This is a genomic window from Bacillus sp. N13C7 (assembly GCF_026790065.1).
Classification (GTDB): Bacteria; Bacillota; Bacilli; order Bacillales; family Bacillaceae; genus Bacillus.
This window is the reverse complement of the sequence record NZ_JALAMO010000006.1, coordinates 95,240-119,528: the sequence shown is the minus strand read 5'-3', so window position 1 is coordinate 119,528 and position 24,289 is coordinate 95,240. Positions and strand designations below refer to the sequence as shown.

General features: G+C 45.5%; 31 protein-coding genes. 6 read left to right on the top strand and 25 right to left on the bottom strand.

The genetic code is table 11. The annotated features are described in order from the left end of the window. Positions 1 to 6 precede the first annotated feature (6 nt). From MOB98_RS07370 to MOB98_RS07300, 15 genes are all read right to left on the bottom strand, one after another. Positions 7 to 492 carry an HK97 gp10 family phage protein gene (locus tag MOB98_RS07370; protein WP_268362699.1) on the bottom strand — a complete coding sequence of 162 codons (486 nt, stop codon included), beginning with the start codon at positions 490 to 492 and terminating at the stop codon, positions 7 to 9. Then, the gene (locus tag MOB98_RS07365) at positions 489 to 845 is read right to left on the bottom strand and encodes a YqbH/XkdH family protein (protein ID WP_268362702.1); all 357 of its coding nucleotides are present in this window, start codon (positions 843 to 845) and stop codon (positions 489 to 491) included. Before MOB98_RS07365 ends, MOB98_RS07370 begins: the two co-directional genes overlap by 4 nt. Then, the gene (locus MOB98_RS07360; RefSeq protein WP_040083372.1) at positions 842 to 1,225 is read right to left on the bottom strand and encodes a DUF3199 family protein; all 384 of its coding nucleotides are present in this window, start codon (positions 1,223 to 1,225) and stop codon (positions 842 to 844) included. Before MOB98_RS07360 ends, MOB98_RS07365 begins: the two co-directional genes overlap by 4 nt. A 21-nt stretch (positions 1,226 to 1,246) precedes the next feature. Further along, the gene (locus tag MOB98_RS07355; protein WP_268362705.1) at positions 1,247 to 2,182 is read right to left on the bottom strand and encodes a phage major capsid protein; all 936 of its coding nucleotides are present in this window, start codon (positions 2,180 to 2,182) and stop codon (positions 1,247 to 1,249) included. A gap of 24 nt (positions 2,183 to 2,206) precedes the next feature. Further along, entirely contained in the window at positions 2,207 to 3,034 is an 828-nt protein-coding gene (locus tag MOB98_RS07350; protein WP_268362708.1) for an XkdF-like putative serine protease domain-containing protein, read from the bottom strand. A gap of 19 nt (positions 3,035 to 3,053) precedes the next feature. Then, positions 3,054 to 4,541, bottom strand: coding sequence for a phage portal protein (locus MOB98_RS07345; RefSeq protein ID WP_268362711.1), 1,488 nt, complete (start codon positions 4,539 to 4,541; stop codon positions 3,054 to 3,056). 3 nt (positions 4,542 to 4,544) lie between these two features. Beyond that, on the bottom strand, positions 4,545 to 5,846 hold the full coding sequence (locus MOB98_RS07340) for a PBSX family phage terminase large subunit (protein WP_268367034.1): 1,302 nt from the start codon (positions 5,844 to 5,846) through the stop codon (positions 4,545 to 4,547). After that, positions 5,843 to 6,640: a phage terminase small subunit gene (gene xtmA / locus MOB98_RS07335; protein ID WP_268362714.1), complete on the bottom strand. Its 798-nt coding sequence runs from the start codon at positions 6,638 to 6,640 to the stop codon at positions 5,843 to 5,845. The genes MOB98_RS07340 and xtmA overlap by 4 nt, the downstream gene beginning before the upstream one ends. Before the next feature lie 115 nt (positions 6,641 to 6,755). Further along, positions 6,756 to 7,265, bottom strand: coding sequence for a sigma-70 family RNA polymerase sigma factor (locus MOB98_RS07330; protein ID WP_268362716.1), 510 nt, complete (start codon positions 7,263 to 7,265; stop codon positions 6,756 to 6,758). A 116-nt stretch (positions 7,266 to 7,381) separates the two neighbouring features. Beyond that, positions 7,382 to 7,588: an XtrA/YqaO family protein gene (locus tag MOB98_RS07325; RefSeq protein ID WP_268362719.1), complete on the bottom strand. Its 207-nt coding sequence runs from the start codon at positions 7,586 to 7,588 to the stop codon at positions 7,382 to 7,384. Continuing rightward, on the bottom strand, positions 7,575 to 7,931 hold the full coding sequence (locus MOB98_RS07320) for a phage portal protein (protein ID WP_268362721.1): 357 nt from the start codon (positions 7,929 to 7,931) through the stop codon (positions 7,575 to 7,577). Before MOB98_RS07320 ends, MOB98_RS07325 begins: the two co-directional genes overlap by 14 nt. Positions 7,932 to 8,015: 84 nt before the next feature. Next, entirely contained in the window at positions 8,016 to 8,183 is a 168-nt protein-coding gene (locus tag MOB98_RS07315; RefSeq protein ID WP_268362724.1) for a hypothetical protein, read from the bottom strand. Then, positions 8,183 to 8,983 carry an ATP-binding protein gene (locus tag MOB98_RS07310; RefSeq protein ID WP_268362726.1) on the bottom strand — a complete coding sequence of 267 codons (801 nt, stop codon included), beginning with the start codon at positions 8,981 to 8,983 and terminating at the stop codon, positions 8,183 to 8,185. The genes MOB98_RS07315 and MOB98_RS07310 overlap by 1 nt, the downstream gene beginning before the upstream one ends. Further along, positions 8,883 to 9,719 carry a phage portal protein gene (locus MOB98_RS07305; RefSeq protein ID WP_268362729.1) on the bottom strand — a complete coding sequence of 279 codons (837 nt, stop codon included), beginning with the start codon at positions 9,717 to 9,719 and terminating at the stop codon, positions 8,883 to 8,885. The genes MOB98_RS07310 and MOB98_RS07305 overlap by 101 nt, the downstream gene beginning before the upstream one ends. Then, complete coding sequence (locus MOB98_RS07300; protein ID WP_268362730.1) at positions 9,706 to 9,885, bottom strand: hypothetical protein; 180 nt, start codon at positions 9,883 to 9,885, stop codon at positions 9,706 to 9,708. The genes MOB98_RS07305 and MOB98_RS07300 overlap by 14 nt, the downstream gene beginning before the upstream one ends. Before the next feature lie 177 nt (positions 9,886 to 10,062). On the opposite strand from MOB98_RS07300, the gene xre reads away from it, so the two are divergent. Beyond that, positions 10,063 to 10,404, top strand: coding sequence for an HTH-type transcriptional regulator Xre (xre, locus tag MOB98_RS07295; protein ID WP_014476533.1), 342 nt, complete (start codon positions 10,063 to 10,065; stop codon positions 10,402 to 10,404). 160 nt (positions 10,405 to 10,564) lie between these two features. Then, positions 10,565 to 11,161: an ImmA/IrrE family metallo-endopeptidase gene (locus tag MOB98_RS07290; RefSeq protein WP_268362733.1), complete on the top strand. Its 597-nt coding sequence runs from the start codon at positions 10,565 to 10,567 to the stop codon at positions 11,159 to 11,161. Between the two features lie 41 nt (positions 11,162 to 11,202). On the opposite strand, the gene MOB98_RS07285 is transcribed toward MOB98_RS07290, so the two are convergent. Further along, positions 11,203 to 12,039, bottom strand: a complete 837-nt coding sequence (locus MOB98_RS07285; protein WP_268362736.1) for a manganese catalase family protein — start codon at positions 12,037 to 12,039, stop codon at positions 11,203 to 11,205. A gap of 71 nt (positions 12,040 to 12,110) precedes the next feature. Next, positions 12,111 to 12,716, bottom strand: coding sequence for a poly-gamma-glutamate hydrolase family protein (locus MOB98_RS07280; RefSeq protein WP_268362737.1), 606 nt, complete (start codon positions 12,714 to 12,716; stop codon positions 12,111 to 12,113). Between the two features lie 105 nt (positions 12,717 to 12,821). On the opposite strand from MOB98_RS07280, the gene MOB98_RS07275 reads away from it, so the two are divergent. Continuing rightward, on the top strand, positions 12,822 to 13,199 hold the full coding sequence (locus MOB98_RS07275) for a PH domain-containing protein (protein WP_268362739.1): 378 nt from the start codon (positions 12,822 to 12,824) through the stop codon (positions 13,197 to 13,199). 36 nt (positions 13,200 to 13,235) lie between these two features. Here MOB98_RS07275 and MOB98_RS07270 read toward each other — a convergent pair whose 3' ends face one another. Next, positions 13,236 to 14,189 (bottom strand): N-acetylmuramoyl-L-alanine amidase, encoded by a 954-nt coding sequence (locus MOB98_RS07270; RefSeq protein ID WP_268362742.1) that lies wholly within the window; start codon positions 14,187 to 14,189, stop codon positions 13,236 to 13,238. 123 nt (positions 14,190 to 14,312) lie between these two features. Between MOB98_RS07270 and MOB98_RS07265 the strand changes: the two genes are divergently transcribed. Further along, positions 14,313 to 14,567 (top strand): YciI family protein, encoded by a 255-nt coding sequence (locus MOB98_RS07265; protein WP_268362744.1) that lies wholly within the window; start codon positions 14,313 to 14,315, stop codon positions 14,565 to 14,567. Positions 14,568 to 14,601: 34 nt separating this feature from the next. Here MOB98_RS07265 and phrA read toward each other — a convergent pair whose 3' ends face one another. The 3 genes from phrA to yjoB all read right to left on the bottom strand — a co-directional run bounded on the left by phrA (position 14,602) and on the right by yjoB (position 17,278). Next, positions 14,602 to 14,736 carry a phosphatase RapA inhibitor PhrA gene (phrA, locus tag MOB98_RS07260; protein ID WP_268362747.1) on the bottom strand — a complete coding sequence of 45 codons (135 nt, stop codon included), beginning with the start codon at positions 14,734 to 14,736 and terminating at the stop codon, positions 14,602 to 14,604. Further along, positions 14,726 to 15,862 carry a response regulator aspartate phosphatase RapA gene (gene rapA / locus MOB98_RS07255; RefSeq protein ID WP_268367033.1) on the bottom strand — a complete coding sequence of 379 codons (1,137 nt, stop codon included), beginning with the start codon at positions 15,860 to 15,862 and terminating at the stop codon, positions 14,726 to 14,728. The genes phrA and rapA overlap by 11 nt, the downstream gene beginning before the upstream one ends. Before the next feature lie 144 nt (positions 15,863 to 16,006). Next, positions 16,007 to 17,278, bottom strand: coding sequence for an ATPase YjoB (gene yjoB, locus MOB98_RS07250; protein ID WP_268367032.1), 1,272 nt, complete (start codon positions 17,276 to 17,278; stop codon positions 16,007 to 16,009). 151 nt (positions 17,279 to 17,429) lie between these two features. Between yjoB and MOB98_RS07245 the strand changes: the two genes are divergently transcribed. Both MOB98_RS07245 and MOB98_RS07240 read left to right on the top strand, forming a co-directional pair. Next, positions 17,430 to 17,894, top strand: coding sequence for a DinB family protein (locus MOB98_RS07245; RefSeq protein ID WP_268362557.1), 465 nt, complete (start codon positions 17,430 to 17,432; stop codon positions 17,892 to 17,894). 223 nt (positions 17,895 to 18,117) lie between these two features. Continuing rightward, entirely contained in the window at positions 18,118 to 18,882 is a 765-nt protein-coding gene (locus MOB98_RS07240) for a sulfite exporter TauE/SafE family protein (protein WP_268362556.1), read from the top strand. A gap of 38 nt (positions 18,883 to 18,920) precedes the next feature. Here the strand turns inward: MOB98_RS07240 and MOB98_RS07235 are convergent, their stop codons facing one another. The 4 genes from MOB98_RS07235 to MOB98_RS07220 all read right to left on the bottom strand — a co-directional run bounded on the left by MOB98_RS07235 (position 18,921) and on the right by MOB98_RS07220 (position 24,285). Then, positions 18,921 to 20,414, bottom strand: coding sequence for an altronate dehydratase family protein (locus tag MOB98_RS07235; protein ID WP_268362555.1), 1,494 nt, complete (start codon positions 20,412 to 20,414; stop codon positions 18,921 to 18,923). After that, positions 20,411 to 21,853, bottom strand: coding sequence for a tagaturonate reductase (locus MOB98_RS07230; RefSeq protein ID WP_268362561.1), 1,443 nt, complete (start codon positions 21,851 to 21,853; stop codon positions 20,411 to 20,413). The genes MOB98_RS07235 and MOB98_RS07230 overlap by 4 nt, the downstream gene beginning before the upstream one ends. A gap of 75 nt (positions 21,854 to 21,928) precedes the next feature. Beyond that, entirely contained in the window at positions 21,929 to 22,930 is a 1,002-nt protein-coding gene (locus MOB98_RS07225) for a LacI family DNA-binding transcriptional regulator (protein ID WP_268362552.1), read from the bottom strand. Positions 22,931 to 23,016: 86 nt separating this feature from the next. Then, positions 23,017 to 24,285, bottom strand: a complete 1,269-nt coding sequence (locus tag MOB98_RS07220) for an MFS transporter (protein WP_268362549.1) — start codon at positions 24,283 to 24,285, stop codon at positions 23,017 to 23,019. Between the last annotated feature and the right edge of the window lie 4 nt (positions 24,286 to 24,289).

Sequence of the window (24,289 nt, the reverse complement as noted above, 5' to 3'; positions counted from 1 at the left end):
CCTCCTTTACAGCTTCTTCAGCCACTGGCGCAGTTTGCTTTCCAGCGATGTTTCAAACAGCTGCTCATATAAAAGCAGCGCATGATCCCAGTAGCCCGAGCCCGCAATCCATTTTCTCTTGAGCGCCATTCCCGTTGAAGACGCGGGATCATAAATAAACCGTGAGCCTTGAAAATGCCCCGGCACCCATCTCACGTCTTCTTTTGACGTCCAATGGCCGTCATTAAGAAATGAGGCGTAATCAAGCTGTGTTCCGACCTCAAGCGAAAGCCCGCCGCTTTGCACAATCCAGAGATTATCCTCCGCCCCTTTTTCGAACGAGCGGAGGAGTTTCTCTGTATCAATCGTTTGTGTGCTGATGAGCTCAGATTGGACGATTTCCAGAAAATCTTGCCCGCACTCCTCAAGCCACCGGGACGCCTGTCGGGAAAAGCCGCCTGAAGCTGCTTCTTTTAATGTTGTGTTTAGCTGGTTCAGTCCCGCTATTTTCATAGGCTTTCATCTCTGACCGCAATGACTTCCCAATGATGTTGTCTGATCCTTTTCGGCAGCTTTAGTATATATTTATGATTCTCCCACATGATTTTATCGTTTACGCGGATGTCCGCTGACAACGGAAAATGGACGAGAAAGCTGTGATATACAGTTTGATCGGGCTCCGCCTGGACCAGCTGCTGTGTTTTTTCGGTAAAATAGCAAGGGACATCTTGTTCATCGGGTGTATCCGGATATGAAATCACCGGCTGCAGCTTATCTGCCGGAATCCCGAATCGGCCAGCAGACGGCGCTTGCGCTGCTTCATGATAAATGTCGCAACGGTGAATGAGCATCTGCTTGTAGCTCATAAAGATCTCACCTTCAGTCTGGAGGATTCAGGGACGTAGCCCGGCGTGATAAACTCTTCGAGCAAATGATACACCTCAGGCCGCTGAATCCCGCCTTCTCCGGAAACCGTGTAGGAATAATCCCCCATTTTCTCAGACTGATAGCTTGATGAGGCAGATTCATCGCTGTTGACAAGCGCAAAATACTGGGCAAGCTTTACTAAAGCCAACTTCACCTTGCCGGGCAGCGGATCATACAAGCTGTCTTCAAAGCGGTGGCCCGTGATGAGAGCCGCTTCTGCTTCCGCCTCGATGATATCCTGCGCCAGCAACTCTTCCGGCCTGTTTTTCACCCGATCATAGACCGAATAGGAGGCTACGTCAGTCGGTTCAATGAGCATGAGCTGACCACCTCGTTTCTATTATTCTTTTACGTTAATTAATTTCGCGCAGGCATCCTCTTCCTCGAACTTGCTGTCCAGCTTGGCCGTTAAGACAATAATGAATTTACGGGAGCGGATGTCTTTGTCGACTTCAATTCGGATATTGCGGGAGAAGCCGAGAATGATATTTTTCGGATGTGTGAGAATGATATCAGAAGCGTCATATTGCGCGTCTCCCTCACCGACTGTGTACGGCTGAATATTGGATACCCCTTTGACCGGTACGCCGAATGCTGTTGACAAGCCGCCCTGAACAGCCTGGTCCCCAAGGTTTGTCTGGCGGTCTGCCACGCGGTCCTTCCATTCAACTTCTAAGCCGTGAGACGTATAGAATCTGAATTCCTGAGGGATGCGCAAATATTTTGGCGGAACTGCCTTTAAGCCTTTCTTGAATGTTGCTCTGGACAGTTCTTCACCGTTCATGTCAACGATATGGGAAACCGCCTGTTTACGGATGCCGTCCAGCTGTGCCAGATACGGATCAGCTGATGCTGTATCGCCGTTAACGATCAGCTCTTCAATATCAACTGCTGCGCGCTCTGCTAAAATCTGCATGATCGTCTGCTGCAGGCCGTCTTTTTCAATATTGTTTTCGAGTGTGTCATACGTAATGTTAATTTCCGCAATGACTTCCTTCGTGTTCAATTGGACCGTGCTTGTCGTTGGAACTGTCAGCTCGTCGTTTGACAGTGCTTTTCCTTCTTGCGCAGTCCGCAGAATACGCTGACCGAAGCCGATTTTTTCAAATTTTTGCGAGTCATTTTCCATTTGAATCACGCGGGATTCACTGAAAATGGTCGGCGTATTTTGCACCATGCGGATAAAAGCCGATGCTTGTGCAGGATTCATAAGCCCGCCGCTTTTTAAAGCTGAAAGCGACATTTCCGCTTTCCGAATGATCTCTTGATTTCTCAATTGATTTCCTCCTCTATGACTGGTTTACAGCAGTCCGCTCCAGATTGATTTTTTGACTTGCTCTGTATTGCCGCCCGCATCGTCCGCTGTCTGCTTAGACGCGCCTCGCGCTTTTTCCAAAGCTTCGATTCGTTCGATCAGCGGAGCGAGCATGTCCTCGACGAGCTTTTTCAGACGCTCATCATCACCCGTCTGCTCCGGCTTTTCCTCCGTGTCTGTATTCTTTTCAATCCGCTCAAGCCGTTTGAGCAAAGGGTAAAGCGCATGCTCGAATGATTCTCTCATGTCTTCTTTTCTCATTTCTTCAGTCTCCTTCCCTGTTTTGTCAGCCAGCATTTGCTTGAAAACACTGAAGAATCCCGATTTTTCAACCGGTTCTTCCTCATACACGTCAGCAGTGCCCGCCATGCTGTAGCCGGTGATAATTCCGGCCTTAATCTGTTCCCACACCTCGTCAGACGCTCTTGTCACGAGCACCCACGAGCCCTTTGTAATCCGCTTAGACCCGATCGTAAAATTATCGGGCGCCACATATGACTCGACCACGACGCCGGTTCCGCCCTCAAAGCTGTGATTGATATCAATCTCCCGTGCTTCTGCGAGAAAGCCGTGGGCCGCTTTTTCAATTTCCTCGGCGGTCATAAAATCACCGTGGGCATCAGGAACATCAGGCTCATACACGATTCCGTACACGAGCTTTTGTTCATCCTGTTCACTTTTTGTAAACAGCCGAACCTTTTTTTCAAATGACGGAGGTCCGTCTGACTTCGTAAAGAAAAATTCTGTCTGGTTAGCTGCCTTGTCTACATAACTGACAAAGCTGATTTTGGCATTTCTTAATTCCCGCGCCACCTGCTTGATTCACCTCCCTTCAGGACGTTTTGATCGCTTCGATGCTTTCTTTCAGCTCCTGCATGAGCGCAGCCAGGTTTGTCTTTTCCGCATCCTGTCCTGCAGGCCGTTTGTAGATTTCCTCAGGCCACTCCTCCAGCGTTTTGCCAAGCACCCGTCCGGCAAGGTCGCGTAAATCATTCGGCGAAACGGCTCCGGCTGTAATAAAAGGACCGAGCACTTTCGCAATCTCAAGCGGATCACGAAAGTCCGGTCCTTTTAATGTCAGTCTGACGTCATGGATATTCAGCTCCGGCAATAGCAGCGTGTTCAGTTTATTCACGAGCGTTTTTCGCTCCGGCTGAAAGACCTGCTCCTCCGTAATTTTTCTAGCCGTATCAGCTGTCGCACGGTTGTATTCCTGAGCCTCGCCCGTATACAGCGGCGGGAGGCGGAACGCCGAACGCAGCTTATTTCTGCTTTTTTCATCGTATTCAAGAAACAGGGCGTCGTTTTGGAGAATTTCCGCCAAGGATTTGATTTCCACGGAAACCGGCGTAATATCCTCGCCACCGTGAAGATCCTTCTCTTTTGCGATACCTTCCGCTTCAATCAAGAGAAATTTATGGGCGTTTTCCACACCTTCAAGATCGTTCATGTATTCCTGCAGCTCCCGGTAAGAAGCTTCCGACAGCATCCCGTTTTCCACTGTGATGGCAGCGGGAACGTGACGGCCCTGTTTAAAATACATAAAATTGAGCTCTTCCGCTTTTCGGGCTCCGTATAAATTGACAATATTGCCGACCCAGCGGGGCACGCCGTATACGCCGCTTCCGATTTTGAGGTGAATGGCTTCATTCGCTTGATACTTCTCTGCCAATGCGCTCACATATTCACCCGTGCGCATGTCCATTTTTCGGGGATCACCGTATTCTTTGAAAAATACTTTCTTTCCGTTGATCATCTGCACATATTTTCGAAAGCGTTTTTGCCGCTTGATTCTTTTCATTTTTCCATTTTCCTCATATACAAATGAAACCTCGACAGGTTCACCGGCACCGCATACACGCATATTCTTCACATCTAAATATTCGATCCCAGCCGGTTTTCCCATCCCATCGCGCAGCACTTCCATAAAACCGTTTCCTGTTTTTTCCCTGTCTTCGATGGCATATCCTAAAATCGTTTCGGCTGATTCATCAAAATGAAGGCATTTATAAAAGGCTTCAAGTCTGGCCCAGTCTTTTTCTGCTTTTTTCTTTTTTGCCTGATCGACATCACTCGCGTTGACATCAAATGTGTACTCAACATCGAATCCAAAACCTGTAATATTTACTCTGTATGCATCAATGCATTGCTGAAGAATGGTCGAGTATTCGGCAATGGTTTTGAGCTCGGTGATATTGTAGGGCGGAGCGATAATGTCCTCTCCGTACAGCTCAGAAAAGTCATCTTCATAGATTTGCTTTGTCTGTGGAGCGGCGGCATTGGCTTTAAATACAGTGGCTCTGACTGTTTGATTGTGCATGATTTATGACCTCCTCCTTTCTCGGTTCGGCCGGATTCGTTTGTGTGCTGTCTCTTTCATATCAGCAACCTCATAATCATCAAGCGCATACCAAATGGCAGAAAGCGTATGCGGGTCAATCGTGAATTCATCCTCAATCAGAGCTCCGTTTTTATCTTTGGCATACGTAAGTGTCTTGAGCTCATAGATGACATTTTCACAGCGGTCCGAACAGAAGATTTTTTTGAACCGTTTTACCTTTTTGGTATATTGAAGCCTGGAGCCGGGAAACTTTCTGGCTCCAACCATCCGAAAGCCCTGCTGGCGGAAATATTGAATGCTTTTCGGCTCAGCCGAGTCGGCTTTGATCAATTCCTGTGTCTCAATAAACTCACGCAGCTCATCAGCCGTCCTGTCATCTGTCATTTTGTTTTGATAATACTCCCAATAAATGTAGAGGTATTTTTTTTCAGGATCGACAGCAAGCCGGACGACGGCATTATAGGATTCCTCGAATCCAAAATCCATGCCTGTGCGAAAGATTGGCTTGCTGATGGCTGCGATACATTTTTTCACTTGATCATGCGGGAGTACCTCGAACTGCGGCAGCACCCTGATCCCATTGACGCCGAATCGGCCTTTGCGGGCAATCCGGTACAGGTCAGGATCATACTCCTTAAGTCCGTCAAGCTGTTTCACATAGCTTTCTGGGAGGAAGAGGTTGTCGTTAGCAGTGGAATGGTGATAATACGTATCTCCCTTCACAATCGTCCGCTTTTCGTAAAGCTCGCTGTCATCCAGCACGAACCGATTATTGCGTTCATCCCGAAAAAAATGCCGGTACGTCCAATTGGAGGTGCCGACGGGATTGGTGGTGCAGATCATATGAAGCTTCAGCTCAGGGTGGCGAAGACGGCCGATTAATTCTTTAAAGCCCTCATACTTCACCTCTGAGCATTCTTCAATCCATATTAATGAAATGTTATGAACTGATTTTAATTTTGCCGGATTATCCATTCCTTTGAACATGATTCGGCTGCCGTTTTGAAACCGCATCTGCAGCGGGGAAGAAAGGGATGCCACAGCCTTTGTGAGGCCGAGCTCTTCGATTACCTCTTGGAACAAGGCAAACGTTGAATCCCGATGGGTATCGAATACCTCGCGGATGACAAGGGCCGTCCGTTTTTCCTTCAGCAGCTTTAACACGATTTTCAATGCGGTATGATAGCTTTTGGATGAGCCGTAGCCGCCGACGAGAAACTGGTACGTCTGCTCCCAATTGAACACGTAATCTTCGAAATGAGGGTTGATTTCTTTTACAATCATGATTTGCCCTCTTTTCGTTTGATCATGATTTCAAGCGGCGCTTGGCTGTCATCTGTTTTCTCCGCTTTTTGTTTGGCAAGCTTCAATTTCTCGTTTTCAATTTTTTGTTTAAATTGATCCGGAAACAAATCAAAATATAAGGACAGTTTCTCGAGCGCCTTCATTTTATCGGCCAGCTTGATGGCGATGCCTTCTTTGCCGAGCTTTGCTTCCGTCACAATGGTGCCGTCAACGAGCCCGGAATCTTTGACATCGACAAAGCTGATTTCCTTCATAATCGGGTTATCATCTTCATCAAACAGCGGTCCCGATTTCCCGACAGCCTGAACCTCTTTTTTTCCGAAGGTCACATAGTCCGTAATATCTGCAAATGCGATCTTGATATAAACCTGAAGCACGTCCATCGCTTCAATAAACATTTCATTGACCATTTCTTTTTTTATGCGTCTGATTTCAGCAGCGACCTTTTCATTCCTTAACAGCCGGCTGCCCGTCACATGGGCGCTGTCCGGAGAATAGCCCGCTTTGATTGCTGACTGTGTGGCATTGAAGCTTTTGACGTAATACAGGCAAAACAGCCGCTGGCGTTCATTTAATTCATCATTGTCTATCCGGCGCTGTTTTGGTTCGTTTCTGGTTTCTGAAAACAAAGCCTCTTTCCATTTGTCTTGTTTTTTCCAGATGCCGATCGTTTTTGCAGAAACGCCGATTGTGTCCGCGATCGCCCGATTTGTGATGTTTCCCTGATGTTGTCGATAGATTGCGAATGCTTGTTCGCGCTGTTGTGTTTTCATGCTACGGCATCACCGCCACCTCCAGCATGGATGTCTATTCATAAAAGCGGCTGAACCCGCCAGCCGCTTATGTGTCATGCTCTATTCACTTATAGGTGGCAAACGTATGACAAGCTCAGGCAAGCGATCGATTCATTTCTTCCTGCTGTCTTTGCATCTTTGCGATCGCCCGTTTGATGGTCGTTTGCACAGTTGATTTTTTCACGCCGAGAAGATCAGCGATCCGTTCATAAGAAAAGCACTCTACCTTATGCAGCAAAAACATTTCTTTTTCTCTGTCCGTTAACAGGGCTAATGCTTCTTGAATTCTCTCTCTGTCTTCTTCTGATACCTGTCCGTCCGGCTCAACCATCATAGTGCTGGAAAATGATTCGATGATTCTCGGATCTTTGATCATCAGCCGCTGGTAGGCATCACGACGGTCAATCGCCCGTCTGATGCCGGGTTGTCTTCCTTTTTCAAGCCATTCTGTTACATATTCAAGATCAGTAATCATATTTCTGATGATTTTTTTATCCTTCAGCTCTTCAGCAGAGAGCACGGATTCATCTGCTTCAGCGAGCGGTTTATATTGTGTTCTTGTTTGTTTGAGTGTGCGTTTATATTCAAATAGTAAGTCTTGCATTCTATGATCCTCCTCATTTTTGGCAATAAAAAACGGACACCAATCAACGCACAAATGCTGTGCAGTTGATCAGTGTCCGCAGGCTTTCCGTCTTGGACGTATTCTTTTTTTTCGCTTTAATTTAATTTGAAGCCGATTTCAAATTCCACACGGGCAAGATCTCCCTTTCTCGTTTCGACGAGTGTTTTTCCGTGCTCCGGCGCTTCTGTGATCCATGCTTCTTGCTTGATGCCGTCTACAATAATGACATGGATTTTTCCGTCCTCCAGCTGGCTCTCCAATGTGATGGAATCGATATGCGGCAGCTTTTTAGGATTGATCATGTTTCTTTTCCTCCCTTCCCGGTGCAGCGATTGTTTTGACTTTTTCCAATAGCTGAATGATGCGTTCCTTAGAATGAACAGAATCCCCTTTTAGAAAATCTAGAGATGCTTTGCATGCTTCCAGCAGTTCAGGCGCAGCGGCCATCAAAGCGGCATTGCTTTTTTGCGAAAAAGAGCTGAGGTCAAAGACAGCGGCGATCAGCCGGCCGTTTGAATAGGGGAATCTTTCTTTTTCTTCCTCACTGTAAGCTGAATAAATATAGATCGGTTTCGTATCCCCGCATGGGACAGCACGCCATGGTGCAGGGCTTTTCTCAGCTTGTTTTTTTGCCATCACTTTCACTTCCCGTCATCCTGATACCATTGTTCAATGTTTTTTTCGGTTCGCTTTGCCCGAAACAGCAAAGCAACCAGGGCAGTCAGCTGTCTAATCACGGACATTCAGCCTCGCTTTTCCCGCTGTCAGCATTTGTTCCAGCTTTTGAATGACCGGCGTTAAATCCGTGCCGGACCGGCAATTCGGACACGGATGAAAAACGGTTCCAATCCCGGTATGTTCCACAATGACTTTCTTTGTTTGACAAAGCTTACACATTATCTGACGCCCTCCAATCTGTGGTTAAGCTCGTAGGCTGCCCCTTTGATAATCACCAAGTAGTCGCTGCACATTTCGTAAATTCTCGTACCGAGCGCTTCATCAACCCGGACAAGTGTTTCAATCGTCAGCTCACTGGATAGCAAAATGGGTTTATGGTTTAAGTAGCGGTAGTTGAGTACCGAATACATTTGCTCTAGTTGCCAATCTGTGGCACGGGGTTTGCCGTTAACCGGTTTGAACAGATCATCTATGAACAGCACATCTGCCTGCTTCATTCGGCTCAGTTTTGCTTCCAAAAGATCAAAGTCATTTTTTAGATCAGTAAAGCCTTCTACGAACGGAAAATAAATGACCGGCACATGGATTGTTCTCATCAATTCATTGGCAGCAGCGGTCAAAAGGTGCGTTTTCCCTGATCCCGGCTGTCCTAAAAGAGCAATGCTGTTTTTCCGGCTGTCCTTGATTTGTTCATAATCCGCCACATATTCTTTTGCACATTCAAACGCGTCTTTTATGGCCTGCGGCTTTCCCTCGATGCCGAATTCCTTGAAGCCCAGCTGTCTGAAGGCGGGGGTAATCTCACTCGCACCTAGCAGCCGCTTCACCTTCCGTTCTGCCATGCAGCTGCACATCGTCCAGACTTCCATGCCGTTCTGCCTGATGAGATAGCCTCCCTGATCCTTGCATCGCGGGCAATCATACCGGCTTGCGTCTGATTCGGCCGGTTTGTCCGCCAGTAATGGACGTCTCCCTCTTCTCAGCTCGTCCAAAATTTGCTCGATTGTTCGTTTTTTCATGTCTTTCCATCCTCTCAGGTTGAATTGCGGCATTCTTTTTGGCTTGCTGCGCGAAAAATCGGTCCTCGATGAATTTCGAGCAGTAGCGAAAGGCCTTGATTGTTTCCGAAGCGGCGGTCCGCCGGTTTTCAAAGGCTTGAAAGCATTCCTCCAGCCATTTGATTGTTTGCGTCACAGGAACGCCGATGGCGACAATACGGGCGATGGCTTGATAATCTCTTGAGGAAGGATACACGGTGCGTCCTTCTTGAGCCGACCGTAATTGTTTAAACCGCTTCGCAATGTGATCCACTGCATCATCAGCAGCAGTATATGTGTTTGTTTTATCTTTATCTGATCGGACGTCTGTGTCCGGAGCCTGCGGCGAAAATGGCCGTTCCTTTATGCCCCCGTGTACAGTTCTGTCCGATCTGAAGCTGAATTTTTTGGAATGCTTTACCGAAATGATCAGTCCGTAGGGCGCACGGACAGCCTTTATGTATTCATGGCTTTCCAGAAGCTCCAGCCATCTTCTGACGGTTTTTTCACTCACACCGAATACAGCAGCCATTTCTCTCGCTTTTAATGGCTTATGGCCTAGCACAATTCCCCAGCTTACACCGTCTTTTTCAATTTCTTTTGTTGTTGAGCTGATGAACCAAAGAAACAGCCAAAGCGCTGGACCAATTTTGTCATAATGTTCTGAATTCAACAACCCTGAATACGTAGGAAAAGGATAGCTTTTATCGGTTTTCATTGTATGCCGTTTCTCCTTTTAACATCATGTAGGTTTGAAACTGCTCCTGCGTTTCAAAATGGAATACCGGAAGGCCGCATGCCGTAAACGAAATAGTGCCGCCGGATTGTCCGAGATGGCGCTGATCTATGGGATTTTCACTAAAAACAATTTGGATCGGATACATGTAATCACTCTCCTGATCATTTTTTGATACATTTCGTATCAACTGTTACCAAGTATAAACGATACAATTCGTATCATCAAGTTATTTTTGATACTTTTTTTATCATGACTTTATTTTGATACATATTGTATCTATAATCATAAGTAACTTAGGGAGTTAAAAAAGAGAGGTCATAGTATGATAGGCGGCAGATTGAAGAGTCTCAGAGGGAAAAGGACACAGGAAGAAATCGCATCTCACATCGGTGTGTCACGGGCACGATATTCCCACTATGAAAACGGGCGAAGCGAACCTGATTACGACACACTCCAAAAGCTGGCTGATTACTTTCAGGTAACAACTGATTATTTATTAACAGGAAAAGACAAAACATCCGAGGACGACGTGTTCTCAGATCCCGACTTGCAGCTTGCGTACCGCGATATGCAGGATTTCTCCCCGGAAAGCAAACAGCAGGCCATCGAATTTATCAAGTATTTAAAAGAAAAAGAGAAGAACCGCAAACCGAAAAATAAATAAATCGTTCTCTGTTCTCTAAAACATAAAAAAAATAGACCGATATAAAGAAAAAAGAGTTTATTTTTTAAAGAAAAGGGAAAGATTTCTACACGCTTTCCAGTCCTATAAGGGCTTTTCTTTCTCGCCAAAAAAGAACACACGTTCGAAAGGGAGTATTCAATTGGGAGATTACTTATCACATCTGGAGGAATACGTGAAAAATTTGTACAGCCGGCTGGGCATCACCTCCCCACATCACATTGATATGCTGAAAATCGCAAAGGATCTGGATATTTGGGTTCATTTTGAGGATATGGGGAGCATGATGGTCAAATACGACGGCATGTACAGTATCGTGTTGAACCAGAGAAAATCACGGGAAGAGCAATGGGAGGATTTTGGCCACGAACTGTGCCATGTGTTAAAGCATGCAGGCAATCATTTTCAGATGAACAAGCTCTTTCGGGAACTGCAGGAATTTCAGGCAAATCAATTTATGTACCACTTCTGTGTGCCAACCTTTATGCTGTTGCAGATGGAACTGCCGCAATGGAGAAGCCAGGCGCTCGCGACAATTGCAGCGGTTTTCCGGGTAACAAAGGAATTTGCGGAAAAAAGGCTTGAAATGTTTGAACGGCGTAAAGCAGGTATTCAATTTCAGAAGCGGCTCGCTTACTTATTATCACACAAGCGGCCAAATGCGTACGAGGAAGGCGAGCAGCAGCACTTGCAGGTCGCTGAGGAAAAAGCGTTATATCATATCGGCAAATACAGCTGATCAATATGGGCTGAGGAAAATATCCTCAGCCCAGAAGAGAACTAACATTTCGACATTGGGGGAACTGTATTATGCACCCACATTGGCGCCGGTTTAAGACGAGGCGCAGGCCCGAACGCAATCGGAGCGGGAATATACCTGAACTCTCCCCGGCCGTCAAAGGCTTCGCCATGAGCCCATCTTCCTTGTGAGCTTTCATCCCCTCTGGAAAAGTTAAACAGATCATAGGACACTTCCTGCTTTTCGAGCTCACGCGGGAACGTCGTTGGAACCACAATATCCCGTTCTCTTTCTTCCAGCTCTTTAATTGCCGCATACCACATATTTTGATGATAAGTATCCCTTGCAATCAAAAATGACAGCATATCTCTTACCCCAGGATCATCAGTCATGGCATAAAGCCGTGTCACCTGAAGGCGTCCTTGTGCTTCCGCATTTAAGTTAGCGCGAAAATCAGCCAACAGATTTCCGCTTGAGATGATGTATTTGGCATTCCACGGATAGCCCTCACTATCTGATGCCATCGCGCCCAAGCCGGACACAATAGCATGCTGAGGATTCATCCCTGACATGACTGCTGCAACAGCTGGATTGCTTTTATAAGCATCCTCCTGTACATCAGCGGGTGCATTGTCCACAAGCCTGGAAATCATCGTAGCCAGCATTTCTACGTGCCCAATCTCTTCCGTTCCCACATCACATAACAAATCTTTATACTTAGCATCCGCCCTGCAGTTAAACCCCTGAAACAAATACTGCATCATAACGCTAATTTCACCAAATTGGCCGCCCAGCACCTCTTGAAGTTTTTTCGCATAAACAGGATCGGGATGAGCAGGCTTCGCTTGGTATTGAAGCTCTTTAATATGATAAAACATGATTCATTCCTCCCTACACTTTCGCACAACCCCAGCGTATGAAGGAATAGGCTGATCGTGCAGGTCCAATTTCATTGGTTCAAAAAACCAAGCTTAACGGCATCCACATATCGATCAAACAGATCATTTTGTGTGTAGCTTTGATCACGGCAGCCAAAATTAGAGAACAATGCTTTTCGCTGTGCCGTGCTTATTTCCAATTGCAGACCCTTTTCCCTTTTCGTTCGATTGACAATATTTTTCGGATGCACACCTGCCAGCCTGTCCTTCTCATTGATGAGCTTGGCACTGAAGCCCGCTTCATTCAGCCGCTCACAAATAAGCTTGGCTTTCTGGCGATCGGCGCCTCCGACCAGTGTATGCGGAGTTTTTGGATCATGATACCCATGAATTGCTAATGCATAATGGTGGGCGTTCACTTTTTCTACAGCCAGCGGCTCGTCAAAACAAGTGCTTGTCAGATGCAAGGAACGGTTATTACGCTGCTTTACACCTTCAAACAAATAAATCGAACATTGATCGGAAAATGCCCGTACCAGCTCACTGACACCAGGTTCAATTCTGCCGCCATGAGGTCCGAGGACAATATATTCACTTCCGTTTTTTTCCTCATAGATAATCCGGTACTCCGATTCAGACGCGGAAAGGGCTGCAAAGCTTTTATACATATCTTTCATTTTGAACGCTCTCCTTTGCCAGTCAGCACCAGTTTACTCTACTCATCTATGAATGAAAACCTTTTTATAGTATGATTTGATAGAATACGTACCAGGAGGTATATCATGGGATTTATCGATGGATTACTTGGCAATGCGTCAACACTGTCTACGGCAGCGGCGAAAGAAGAACTGGCTCATATTTTACTAGAGGGTGAGAATGTCAATGCCGCATTTAAGCTGGTTCGCGATATTATTGTCTTTACTGACAAGCGGCTTATTCTTGTAGACAAGCAGGGAATCACAGGGAAGAAAACGGAATTTCAATCGATTCCGTACAAAAGCATTTCCAGATTCAGCGTGGAGACCGCCGGACGCTTTGACCTTGACTCTGAACTGAAAATTTGGATTTCCGGCGCGGAACTTCCCGCTGTCTCAAAACAGTTTAAAAAAGATGAGAGCATTTATGATATTCAAAAGGTTCTTGCTGCAGTTTGTATGTAAGAAGAAAACGGAAGCCTGCCAGCTTCCGTTTATTGATTACAGTTTTTTCTCCATTTTCGCCTTCGTTTTCGGACCGTAAATCCCATCTGCCGTTAATCCGCTGACAGACTGAAAACGTTTTACTGCATTTGCTGTTTTCGGGCCATAAACGCCGTCAATGCCGTGATTTTTCGCTCCTTTATCAGGATAAAAATAAAGGGCAGCTAAAGCGTTCTGCACTTGTTTAACGTTTGTCCCTTTCGTCAGAGGACTTGTTACTTTGATCACTCCGGATGGGAGCGGATATGAGGACCCGGCATGGCTTTTAGAAGCAGATGCCGTCTGAGGCAGCTTTATTATCTGTCCGACTATGATGCGGTTCGGGTCAGTGATATGATTTATGCTTTGCAGTGTTTTCACACTGACACCGTGTGATGCGGCAATACCTGACAGTGTATCGCCTTTTTTCACATGGTATTCAGGCTCCGAAGAAGAGACGGAAGCCTTTTTCGTTGATACGCCTCCGTTTAGTTCCTTCTCAATTGCCGCCTTCACTTGATCCCAGCGTCCCTCTGATAAAATGCGGTGCGGGCAGTACTTTCCGCTCCAGTCCTGATGCTTTCTCACCCGATCGATTCCCCAGCCGCGCTCCTTCAAAAGCTGTGCGACAAATGAAATCGCCAAGGCTTCAGCCGCCTCGTACTTTGGACCTCCCGATTTGCTGTAGCAAATCTCAACGCCGATGGATTTGCGGTTTCCTGTACCATTTGTGCCGTCACCGGTATGCCAGGCGTTTCGGTTAAGCGGAAGACCTTGAATCACCTCTTGATCATCCACTGCAAAATGAAAGCTTGTCGAGCTGGTGTTCCCTATCATATAACTGATTTCATTAGCCGCTGACGCATCGTTTGCCGTGTTATGAATGGTAATGTATTCAGCGGACATCGGATTGGGACACTTCAGCGCGTATTTCGCCTCAGAAACCAAATTTTTCTTCACTTGAATGCTCACCTATCATCTCTCCTTTTTCTTTTTCATCAATAGGTGGCATTCGTAGGACGAAAAGCTCATTTCATCTGTCGCCGTTATATGGATCATAGTGTTAAACTGATGTTCATTGGGAGGGGGAAGAGCATGAACACATATTTAATGCTGACCACAAGAACAAATCAATTCAAGCAGGGGCATGTAGCCGAACATTATGAATTTTTGGATCGCTTACAGGCAGAAAAGCGCTTAAAGATGTTCGGGCCATTCAGCGACGCCACAGGCGGAGCATACGTCATCGAGGCAAGTTCGCTGGAAGAGGCAGCGGAAATCGGACATGCAGATCCGCTGGTGGCAGGCGGATCTTCTGAGCTGACCATAAAGGAATGGAAGCTGAAGTAAAAAAAGACCCCTGAGGGTCTTTTTTTTGTTATCATTATGTTTGATTGCGTGCCGCAATATGAAATGTTTTATCCTCTGTGGCTGCTGTGTCTCCTGCATGGACCATTACCTGTGTAAAGCTGAACCCGACCGCAACGAGCAACAAACCTGACATCCATTTAGATTTCATATAAACAATCTCCTCTCTGGATTTGTTTTTGTGCGTGCACCATTTTCTCATAAAATGAAAGTGCTTTTTCGGGCTGTCCGTTTTCAATATAGAATTGGGCAGCATCATGCGCCAGCTCTTCAATATAAGGATACAGCATATGTTCTTCAAGAAATTGAAAGGTGTGTGAGACTGATTCTGTGTCAATGTTTTTTCCGTATAACGCATGTAAAAATTGAAAAAGCTCCACAAATAATTCATCACTGTATTGACGGGCGATTTCCAATCCTTCACGATACTTTTTTTGCGCTTCGGCATTATTTTTTTGTTTATACAGAACCTGTGTTAAAGAGTAGATAGAATGCGGAAGATTATCGAACTTTTCCGACTTGCAAATAGAAACAGATTTCTCAAAATATTCGGCTGCTTTTTGCAGTTCCCCCATTTTCTCGTAGCAATTTCCGAGATTGTACAGGGCAGAACTGATCAGGCGGGGATTGCCTTCTTTCTTTGCAAGATCTAAAGCCAGTTCTAAGTGGGGCAATGCTCTTTCTGGATACTGCATATCATCATAATTTCCTGCAATAACGAATTCACATTGGATTCTGCGGACGGTGTACGTTTCATACATTTGGTACGTTTCTAACGCCTGAACGGCGTAGCTCATTGAAACATAGGTTTGTTTTAAATTGTAAAAAATCTCGGCCATCTTAAAAGCAAACTCGGCTTTCTCAATATCATCCGAGACGAGGGCAAGATTCTTTTCCGCCCGTTTATAATACATCATGGCACTGACAAACATTTTCTGCTTAAATTCATACATTCCGCGAAAAAAATTAAAGTAATAATCGAGAAGCCCTGTCAGTTTGTATTGATTCCCTTCAATGTCTTCTAATAATTCTGAAAACTCCAGATGAGACGTGTCCTCTCCAAAAGGCTTAATGTAATCCAGCATGACACGGTGCCTGAACTCCATTAAAGAATAATACAGCAGCAAATCTTGGTCTTCTTCCATATCCTCGATTTCTCTTTCTACTTCGAGCTTGACCCGTTCGGCTTCAGCAACGTGGAACTGCCGGATATGGGTATACCATTCATTAATTTTAAGCCCGACATAAGAGGACGGAATCGTCTGCTTCATCCTCAATTAATCCCCCCTTTTTGAGTTACCCGAGATATGTCATATTTTATCATATTTACAAGAAAAAGAAGAACGCAAAATAACCGCAATTGTCGAATTTCGGCTAACCGCAACAAAAAAGCGCGGGTTTTTCAAAACCCGCGCTTTCTTTTAATGAAAACCGACCTTGTTGCTTTCCATCCAGCTTCCGTGCCGGCTTTTTCTTTGCTCTCCTGTCATGTCTTTTACCATGGCTTCAATATGATGCTCCCCTTCTTGGTGCCATTGAAGGGCAGAAGATACATATAATTCTCCCAGCTGTGCAAAGGAAAAGCCTTCTGTAAGCTTCGCGGTGCTTTTGATTTCTTCTTCATTCAGGAAGATGTCAAAGCCTCTCATTTTCATATATTCCCGCCGCAGCTCTTCATCCGGAAGTCCGATTTCGTAGGCACGGTCAAACCGTCCTGCGCGATTCATCAAGCCCGGATCGATCTTTTCGGGATAGTTTGTCGTGCCGATGAGAAAGAGCCCCTCTTTGGATGTCGCGCCGTCCAGCGTATTGAGAAAAAAGGATCGCACATCTTCCGGCATCGAATCTATATCCTCGATGACCAAAACTGCAGGAGCGAGGCGTCTCGCTGACTGAAAGACTTCTTCTATTGTCTCGCTTGACGTAAATTCTGTTATTTGCCAATAGGCAACAGGTGCATCGATACTGCCTGCAATCGACTTTACTAATGTTGTCTTTCCATTTCCCGGAGGTCCATATAACAGGATGCCGCGCTTGTAAGGGATGTTATACGTTTGATAAAACGTTTTATCACTATGAAAAAATTGATCAATTGAACGGTATATTTCTTTTTTCAACACTGGGCTCATAATCACCTGATTTCGTTGAACCTCTCTGACGATCGCTTCCTGTTCTTTTGAAGTTCCGCCGTCCCCATCCGTAAAGACGGTCACTTTCCGCTTGCTTTTTTCCCAAAGGCGCGGCCTGACGTCCTCTAGGAATGCACGCATTTTTTCATCATTAACCGCAAACAGGCAATCGAAGCTCATAATGCTCCCATCTTGAAAATATGGAATTCTGGCAAAAGCAACACCCTTTTCAGGATATGCATATACGCTGTTTCTTATAGATTGATGAACGGTATAATCCGGTTCTTTTTCATCTTCATCGTAAGCAAAGGTTTTCTTTTCAAGCTTTTCAAATATATAAGCCACATGCTCAGTCTCCAATGAACCGCTGCGGACATCTTCTTCAAGAAGCTCCCAGTACTCAGTGTTCGGGTCATCACTCGAATAAAGCTCATAGAAAACGCCATATTGATCATAAAGCGCCTCTTCAATTCGTGTAATAAGATAACCGAAAGTGCCGTAGCCCGCCGCAGCTCTTTCATTCTCTTTTTCTTCGTACTGATAAATGAAAGGTATGTTTGTCATGTTAAATCTCCATTTCTTGAACTTTTGTGAACGTTATATATACGATTGACATCGCTTTTTGTTTCATCCCACAGCATATTGCTTGTGAATTGATAACCGTTGATATAGGATTTCATTGCACCATTCATTTTTACATATGGAGGAGATCATAATGAGCCAATCCAATCAAATTGTCAGCCATTTTTTATCCCATCGAAACGTGACCAATGAGCTGGCTGAAAAAATTAGCAAAGAAAATTACAGCTACAAACCGGCAGAAACATCAATGTCAGCAGAAGAGCTGGTCAAACACATTCTTACGTCTTTCCACTTGTTCGCAAATGTCATTAAAGAAGGCAATGCCTCACCTTTTCAAAACAAGCAGGAAGAAACAGAAACAGATCTCAATGTTCTGGCAAAAACATATACAGACAAAACGGTCGCTATCCTTGAACAGCTGACTGAAGAGCAGCTGGACAGAGAAATTGACCTGACAGCCGTTTTCGGCAGAAAAGTCACAGGCAGCGCACTGCTTCAGCTTGCAATGGAGCATGAAATTCACCATAAAGGCAACCTGTTCGTTTATGTGCGGGAAATGGGCCACACGGAGCTTCCATTCTATCAGCAGCGCATGTAATGTAAAGGAAAAAAAGATACCTGTTAAAAGGTATCTTTTTTTTGCCTCCGCCTCACTTCTGGATTTCGTCCAGACACTCATTATAGGGCAAATGAATAGAGATATTGAGCATACCAAAATTTCAAGCAGCTAACGTACAAAAATTCAAAACATTTAATTGATTAACATGACCTAATCATATATAATCTGATAAAAATAGTCGGGTTTTCAGGAGGCCTTTATCATGAGTGTAAGCATCATATTGATGGGTTTGTTTGTCGGAGCCTTAGTCGGATTGACGGGAGTGGGCGGGGCTGCCTTATTGACTCCTCTTTTAATTGTGCTTGGAATTAATCCTTCCATCGCGGTCGGGACGGATCTTGTATATAACTCGATCACAAAGCTGTTTGGCGTTGCCTCCCATTGGCGGCAGAAAACGATTAACTTTAAATTGGTCAAATACTTAGCCATTGGCAGTATTCCGAGTGCATCGCTGGCCATTGGCATACTGCATTTGTTCCCCGCCTTTCATCAGCATCAGGAAGAAATTATTAAGCACGCTCTTGGCTATGTGTTAACACTGGTTGCCATTTCAATCATCGTCCGCTTGTTTTTGGATCGAAAACTTCGCCCGAACCGCTGGCAGCTGATGCCGCTTGAAAACAAGCGGGCGCTGACGATTCTTATTGGTGTTGTGTTTGGATTTATCGTCGGATTAACATCAATTGGTTCAGGATCATTATTTGCCATTGCTATGATTTACTTATTTAACATGAAAGCGTCACAGATTGTCGGAACCGATATCGCGCATGCTTTTCTTCTTGTTACAGCAGCAGGCATTTTGAACGCAAGCTTCGGAAGCGTGGATTACATGCTGGCAGCTAATCTGCTGCTCGGTTCAATTCCAGGCGTGCTGATCGGAAGCCATCTCTCGCCTCGATTCTCCCCGCGTCCGCTGCAATTTATTATGGCGTCCATCATTTTAATCAGCGGCTTAAAACTGATCTAATGAAGAAGGCTATCCTCTTGGAGGATAGCCTGTTCTCTTTATAGCGTTACACCCGATTTAAAAATGGCAAGTTCTCTGAAATCATTCTTTTCATGGTTTACAAGCTGACCGCTTGCCACCTCAATCATATATTGGATAAACTCTCGCAGCACATATTCCTCATGAACATCATCCTCCGCTAAAAGGCCTGCGTTAAAATCAATCCAATGCGGCTTCGCCTCATACAGCTGGGTGTTTGTCGCTACCTTCACCGTCGGGACAAAGGTGCCGAACGGCGTGCCTCTCCCCGTTGTAAACAGAACAATTTGACAGCCGGCCGCCGCCAATGCGGAGGAAGCAATCAAGTCATTGCCCGGCGCGCTCAAAAGCGTCAGCCCGTTTGTCTTGAGCGTTTCGCCGTATTTCAAGACATCCGCGACAGGTGAAATCCCCGCTTTTTGCGTGCATCCCAGCGATTTATCCTCGAGTGTAGAAATGCCGCCTGCCTTGTTGCCCGGCGAAGGATTTTCGTACACCGGCTGATCATGTTTGATAAAATATTGTTTGAAATCATTGATTAAATGGACAATCTTATGAAACACTTCTTCATTGGCAGCCCGCTGCATCAGGATGGTTTCCGCACCGAACATTTCCGGAACTTCCGTCAGCACCGTGCTCCCTCCCTGTGCAATGATATAGTCTGAAAAACGGCCAAGCAGCGGGTTTGCCGTTATGCCGGAAAAACCGTCCGAACCTCCGCATTTCAGCCCGATCTTCAGTTCGGACAGCGGAATGTCTTCTCTTCTATCGCCTTTTGCCGCTTCATGAATTTCCTTCAGCAAAGCAACACCTGCCTCCATTTCGTCGGTTACCGACTGGGATTCGAGAAATTTCACCCGATTCAGGTTCACATCTTGCAGTGCTTCCTTCATTCCTGCCAGCTCGTTGTTCTCGCACCCAAGCCCTAACACCAAAACGCCGCCGGCATTTGGATGGCGGATGGCATTCAGCAGGATTTGCTTCGTATTTTCATGATCGTCGCCAAGCTGCGAGCATCCGTATTGGTGTTTTAACACGAGCACGTTATCGAATGGAGCAATATCCCCCGTTTCTCTGACAAAACGCTGGAGCATTTTTTCAGCTATCCCATTGACGCAGCCGACAGTTGGCACAATCCATAATTCATTTCGCACACCGGCATTTCCGTTTTCTCTTCTGAATCCTTTAAACGTCCGGTTCTCATTTGAATATGGATTCTCTGCAAATCTCGGAGTATAGCTGTATGTTTGGATATCAGACAGATTTGTTTTCGTATTATGGACATGAATATGCTCTCCGATCGAGATATCTTGTGTCGCACGCCCGATTGGAAACCCGTATTTAATAATGCTGTCGTTTTCTTTGATCGGCTGCAGCGCAATCTTGTGGCCTCTTTTTATATTATCTCTGACTTCAATCGACACGCCGTCAGCATTCAGCCGCTCTCCCTTTTGGATATCCCGAAGCGCAAGAAGGACATTATCTTGTTTATGAATCTTTATACATGACTTCATCGTACCTCTCCCCTTTGTGTGCAGCATTGTTCAAAAGCCCGCTGCATGCCAAGTTCATGAATATGATTCAAGTAATCAGCAACTCTCTCGGTCAGCCTCGGTATCTTGTTGAGATCTGCCCCCCACAGCCGCCGTTCACCTAACACTCTTGATGCAATACAAAGCAAGTCTCCATTCTCCTGATGCCACACAGCTTTGAAAAATTGAAAAACATCAGGATCATCCTGCAATTTCTCGTTTCCCTGATAAAAATACAGCAAAGCGCTGAACGAAAACACCAAGCGTTCAGGAAGCTGTCCCTTCTGTTCAACATATTCCTGAATAGTCGGCAGGTTTCTCGCTTTGAATTTGGAAACGGAGTTCAATGCTATGCTTTCCAGGTAATGCTTAATATACGGGTTTTTGAAACGATTCAGCACATCCTCAGCATATTCAGAAAGCCCTTCCATTTTTAAAACAGGAAGAATTTCGTCATGAATCATCTCTCTGATAAACCGCCCCACTTCCGGATGCTCGACAGCGTCCCGCACAGTTTTTAAGCCGTATAATAAAGCTACTGGTGTCATTGCTGTATGAGCGCCATTTAAAATCCTCACTTTTTTTGTCCGATAAGGGGTGAGGTCGCTTACGATCTTTGTATGGAGCCCGGCAGCCGCAAAGGGCAGTTCTTTTCCAATCCAATCCGGCCCCTCGATAACCCATAAATAAAATTGCTCTCCTACAACAATCAAATCATCCTGATAGCCCAGATCAGCCGTGATCTCATCAATGCTGTCTACAGGAAAACCCGGGACAATGCGATCTACTAAACTATTACAAAACGTGTTGGCCTCATGGATCCACTGTGTAAATCCTTCTTCCAGCTTCCACAGCTTTGCATAATGAAGAATGGTTTCCTTCAGCTTTTCGCCATTATTCTCGATCAGCTCACATGGGATCAAGACACAGCCTTTAGTCTGATTTCCTTTAAAGGCCTGATAGCGAAAGTATAGAAATGCAGTTAATTTCCCAGGGAATGTTTTTTGCGGCCTATCCTCTAAACGGTCTTTTTCATCACATACGATACCAGCCTCAGTGGTGTTGGAAATGATCAACCGCAGCTCTTCGCTCGCAGCCAACTTTTTGTAAGCTTCATAATCAGAAAACAGATCAATTCCACGGCTGATTGAGTTGATAATCATATGCTCGTTTACCGCTTCTCCATCTTTCATTCCCTGTAAAAAAAGTGTGTATAAGCCATCTTGATCGTTTAATCTTTTGATTTTTTCTGACCCCCTTGGCTGTACAACTGCGACGCTTCCATTAAAATCAGTGTGTTGATTCAATTGATCAATCTGCCAGTCGACAAAGCCTCGAAGAAAGTTCCCTTCACCGAATTGGAGAATTTTTTCCGGATACTGTGTATAGTGATCGTACATGTTTTTATTCAGCTTCTGCACCTTCATTGCCTCCCTCTCCTTTATGCACACGTTAACATTTTTCCGCAGAAAGAATGCCCGCTGAAAAACGGGGCATCACGTTGACAATTGCCTCACTGAATCACGAACCATGAACTCTGTATTTTCGAAAATTTTTTCTGCTTTTGTTTCCGGCTCGCTGATCAGCGACAATAGTTTTTGCGCTCCAAGTACACTGATTTTCTCTACTGGGCGCTTTACAGTTGAAAGCCTCGGCGTTATATACTGTGAAAAACCAATATCATCAAAACCAATTACGGAAATATCATCAGGGACCTTTAGGCCCTTGGCGAATATCGCATTCATCGCTCCGATTGCCATGTCATCATTCGAGCAAAAGACAGCGGTTGGGGGATTTGGCAGCGCCAGCAGCCGCTCCATCGCTTGAAAGCCGCTTTCCATATCGTATTGCCCTTTGACACTGTATTCATGTTTGATCGGAATATGATGATGAATCAGTGCAGCTAAGTAGCCTTCCTTTCGCTGCTGGGAGGATTTAAAGCCTTCGATTCCCTCGATGATGGCGATGTCTTGATGTCCGTTCTTAATGAAGTATTCTACAGCTTCCTGCGAGCCTTCCTTGTCATTAGACAAAATATTCGTGATGCTGCGGTCATCAATGTCGCGATTCAGCACGACGAGCGGGATGTTTTTTTCCCGAATATGATAAATAAAAGAATTATCAATGTCACTTTGGCTCATTAAAATGATGCCGTCATATCTCATCGGCGTAACGGAGTCATAGTTTTTCAGATCATCGATGCCGCGTACATAGAGATTGTAATCCTCACTTATGGCTTGATTGACGCCTTTGATCGTGTCAGCAAAAAAGCTATGTGAGGTTCCGTTTGTGATACTTGTAAAGAAAAGCCCGATCGTATGTGACTTTTGCATCGCCAGGCTTTTTGCATTTACATTCGGTGTATAGTTGAGCTGTGCTGCGAGCTCCAGTATTTTTTTCTTCGTGTGTTCTTTGATGTAAGGGCTGTTGTTGAGTGCTCTGGAAACGGTTGTGTGGGATACGTTTGCGAGTTTTGCGATATCTTTTATGGTTACCATCTATTTTCCTTCCTTATCATACCGGCTGCGATTATTTACTGTATATTGTATCATCAAACATACCTCTCTCCCACTCTATTTCCAGATTAATAAGACACGGAATCCTCCGCTTCAGTTCCTGCTGGTTTGCCGATGATTGGACGGACAAAACGAATAACAGCAAGTGAAGCAAAGACAGCTAACCCTCCTGCAAGCAAAAATGCTCCAGAAAACGTACCCGTCTGATCAACAATAAACCCGGTTAACGCCGGCCCGATAATTCCTGCCGTATTGGCGAGGAAATGCATGAAGCCGCCTACAGAACCGACATTGTTTTGATCCACTACATCTTGAATGACAGCCCAGTAGATAGCGCCGGTCAAATAAAGAAAGAACACGGACAGAGCGACAAGGGTAACAGCGCCTGCCGTCGTTGCCACAAGCCCGGCGAAACCAATCAAAACCGCAGATGAAAACAAACACGTGACGAGCACTACCTTGCGCGAGAACAGCACACCTTTTCGGGCCGTTTTTTTGTACACATAGTCAGAAACAAACCCCCCGGCTGCGAGCCCGATAAAGCCTAAAATCCACGGAATGACCGTGATGACACTCATCGATTCAACACTTAATCCACGTTCTTCAACAAGGTAGCTCGGAAACCACGTCAAAAAGAAGAAAAGAATATAATTGTAGGCGAAAAAAGCAAACGCCGTGAATAAAACCGTTTTTTGCTTCAGATAAAAGGTGAGCGGAATTTTTTCTCCGGGAGACGTTTCTGCTCTTATCGCCGGTGCTTCCCTCATCGCCTCAGGGGGCTTTTCTTTGACAAACTTGAACCAGAGCACTGCCCATATTAATCCAATAATCATAATGAGAACGAAGGATACCTTCCAGCTGAACGCGACTGCGATCATGCCGACGATCGGGCCGGAAATGGCTCCCCCGAGCGGCGTTCCGCTGTTGGTCACACCGACAACGGACGCCCGCTGGGTTGGCGGAAACCAGTTATTCACCATCTTGTTGATGGTCGCAGAAAGCGGGCCTTCTCCCATTCCGAAGAGGATGCGTATAATCAGAAGGCTGACAAAACCAAAGGCAAGGGCGACTGCTCCGCTGAATAGCGACCAAACGACCATGGCGACAAACAGGGTCAGCTTTGCCCCATAGCGGTCAGATGCCACTCCCCCAAGAAAATTAAAAATGGCATAGCCAATCGAAAAACTGCTGAAAATCAAGCCCATTTGCGTAGCAGACAATATGAGATCATCCTGAATAAAAGGAGCTGCAATGGAAAGCGCCGAGCGATCCAGGTAATTAATCACTCCTGCCAGGAACAAAAAAAGGATAATGGGAAGCTTATCTTTTGAAAACATCTCA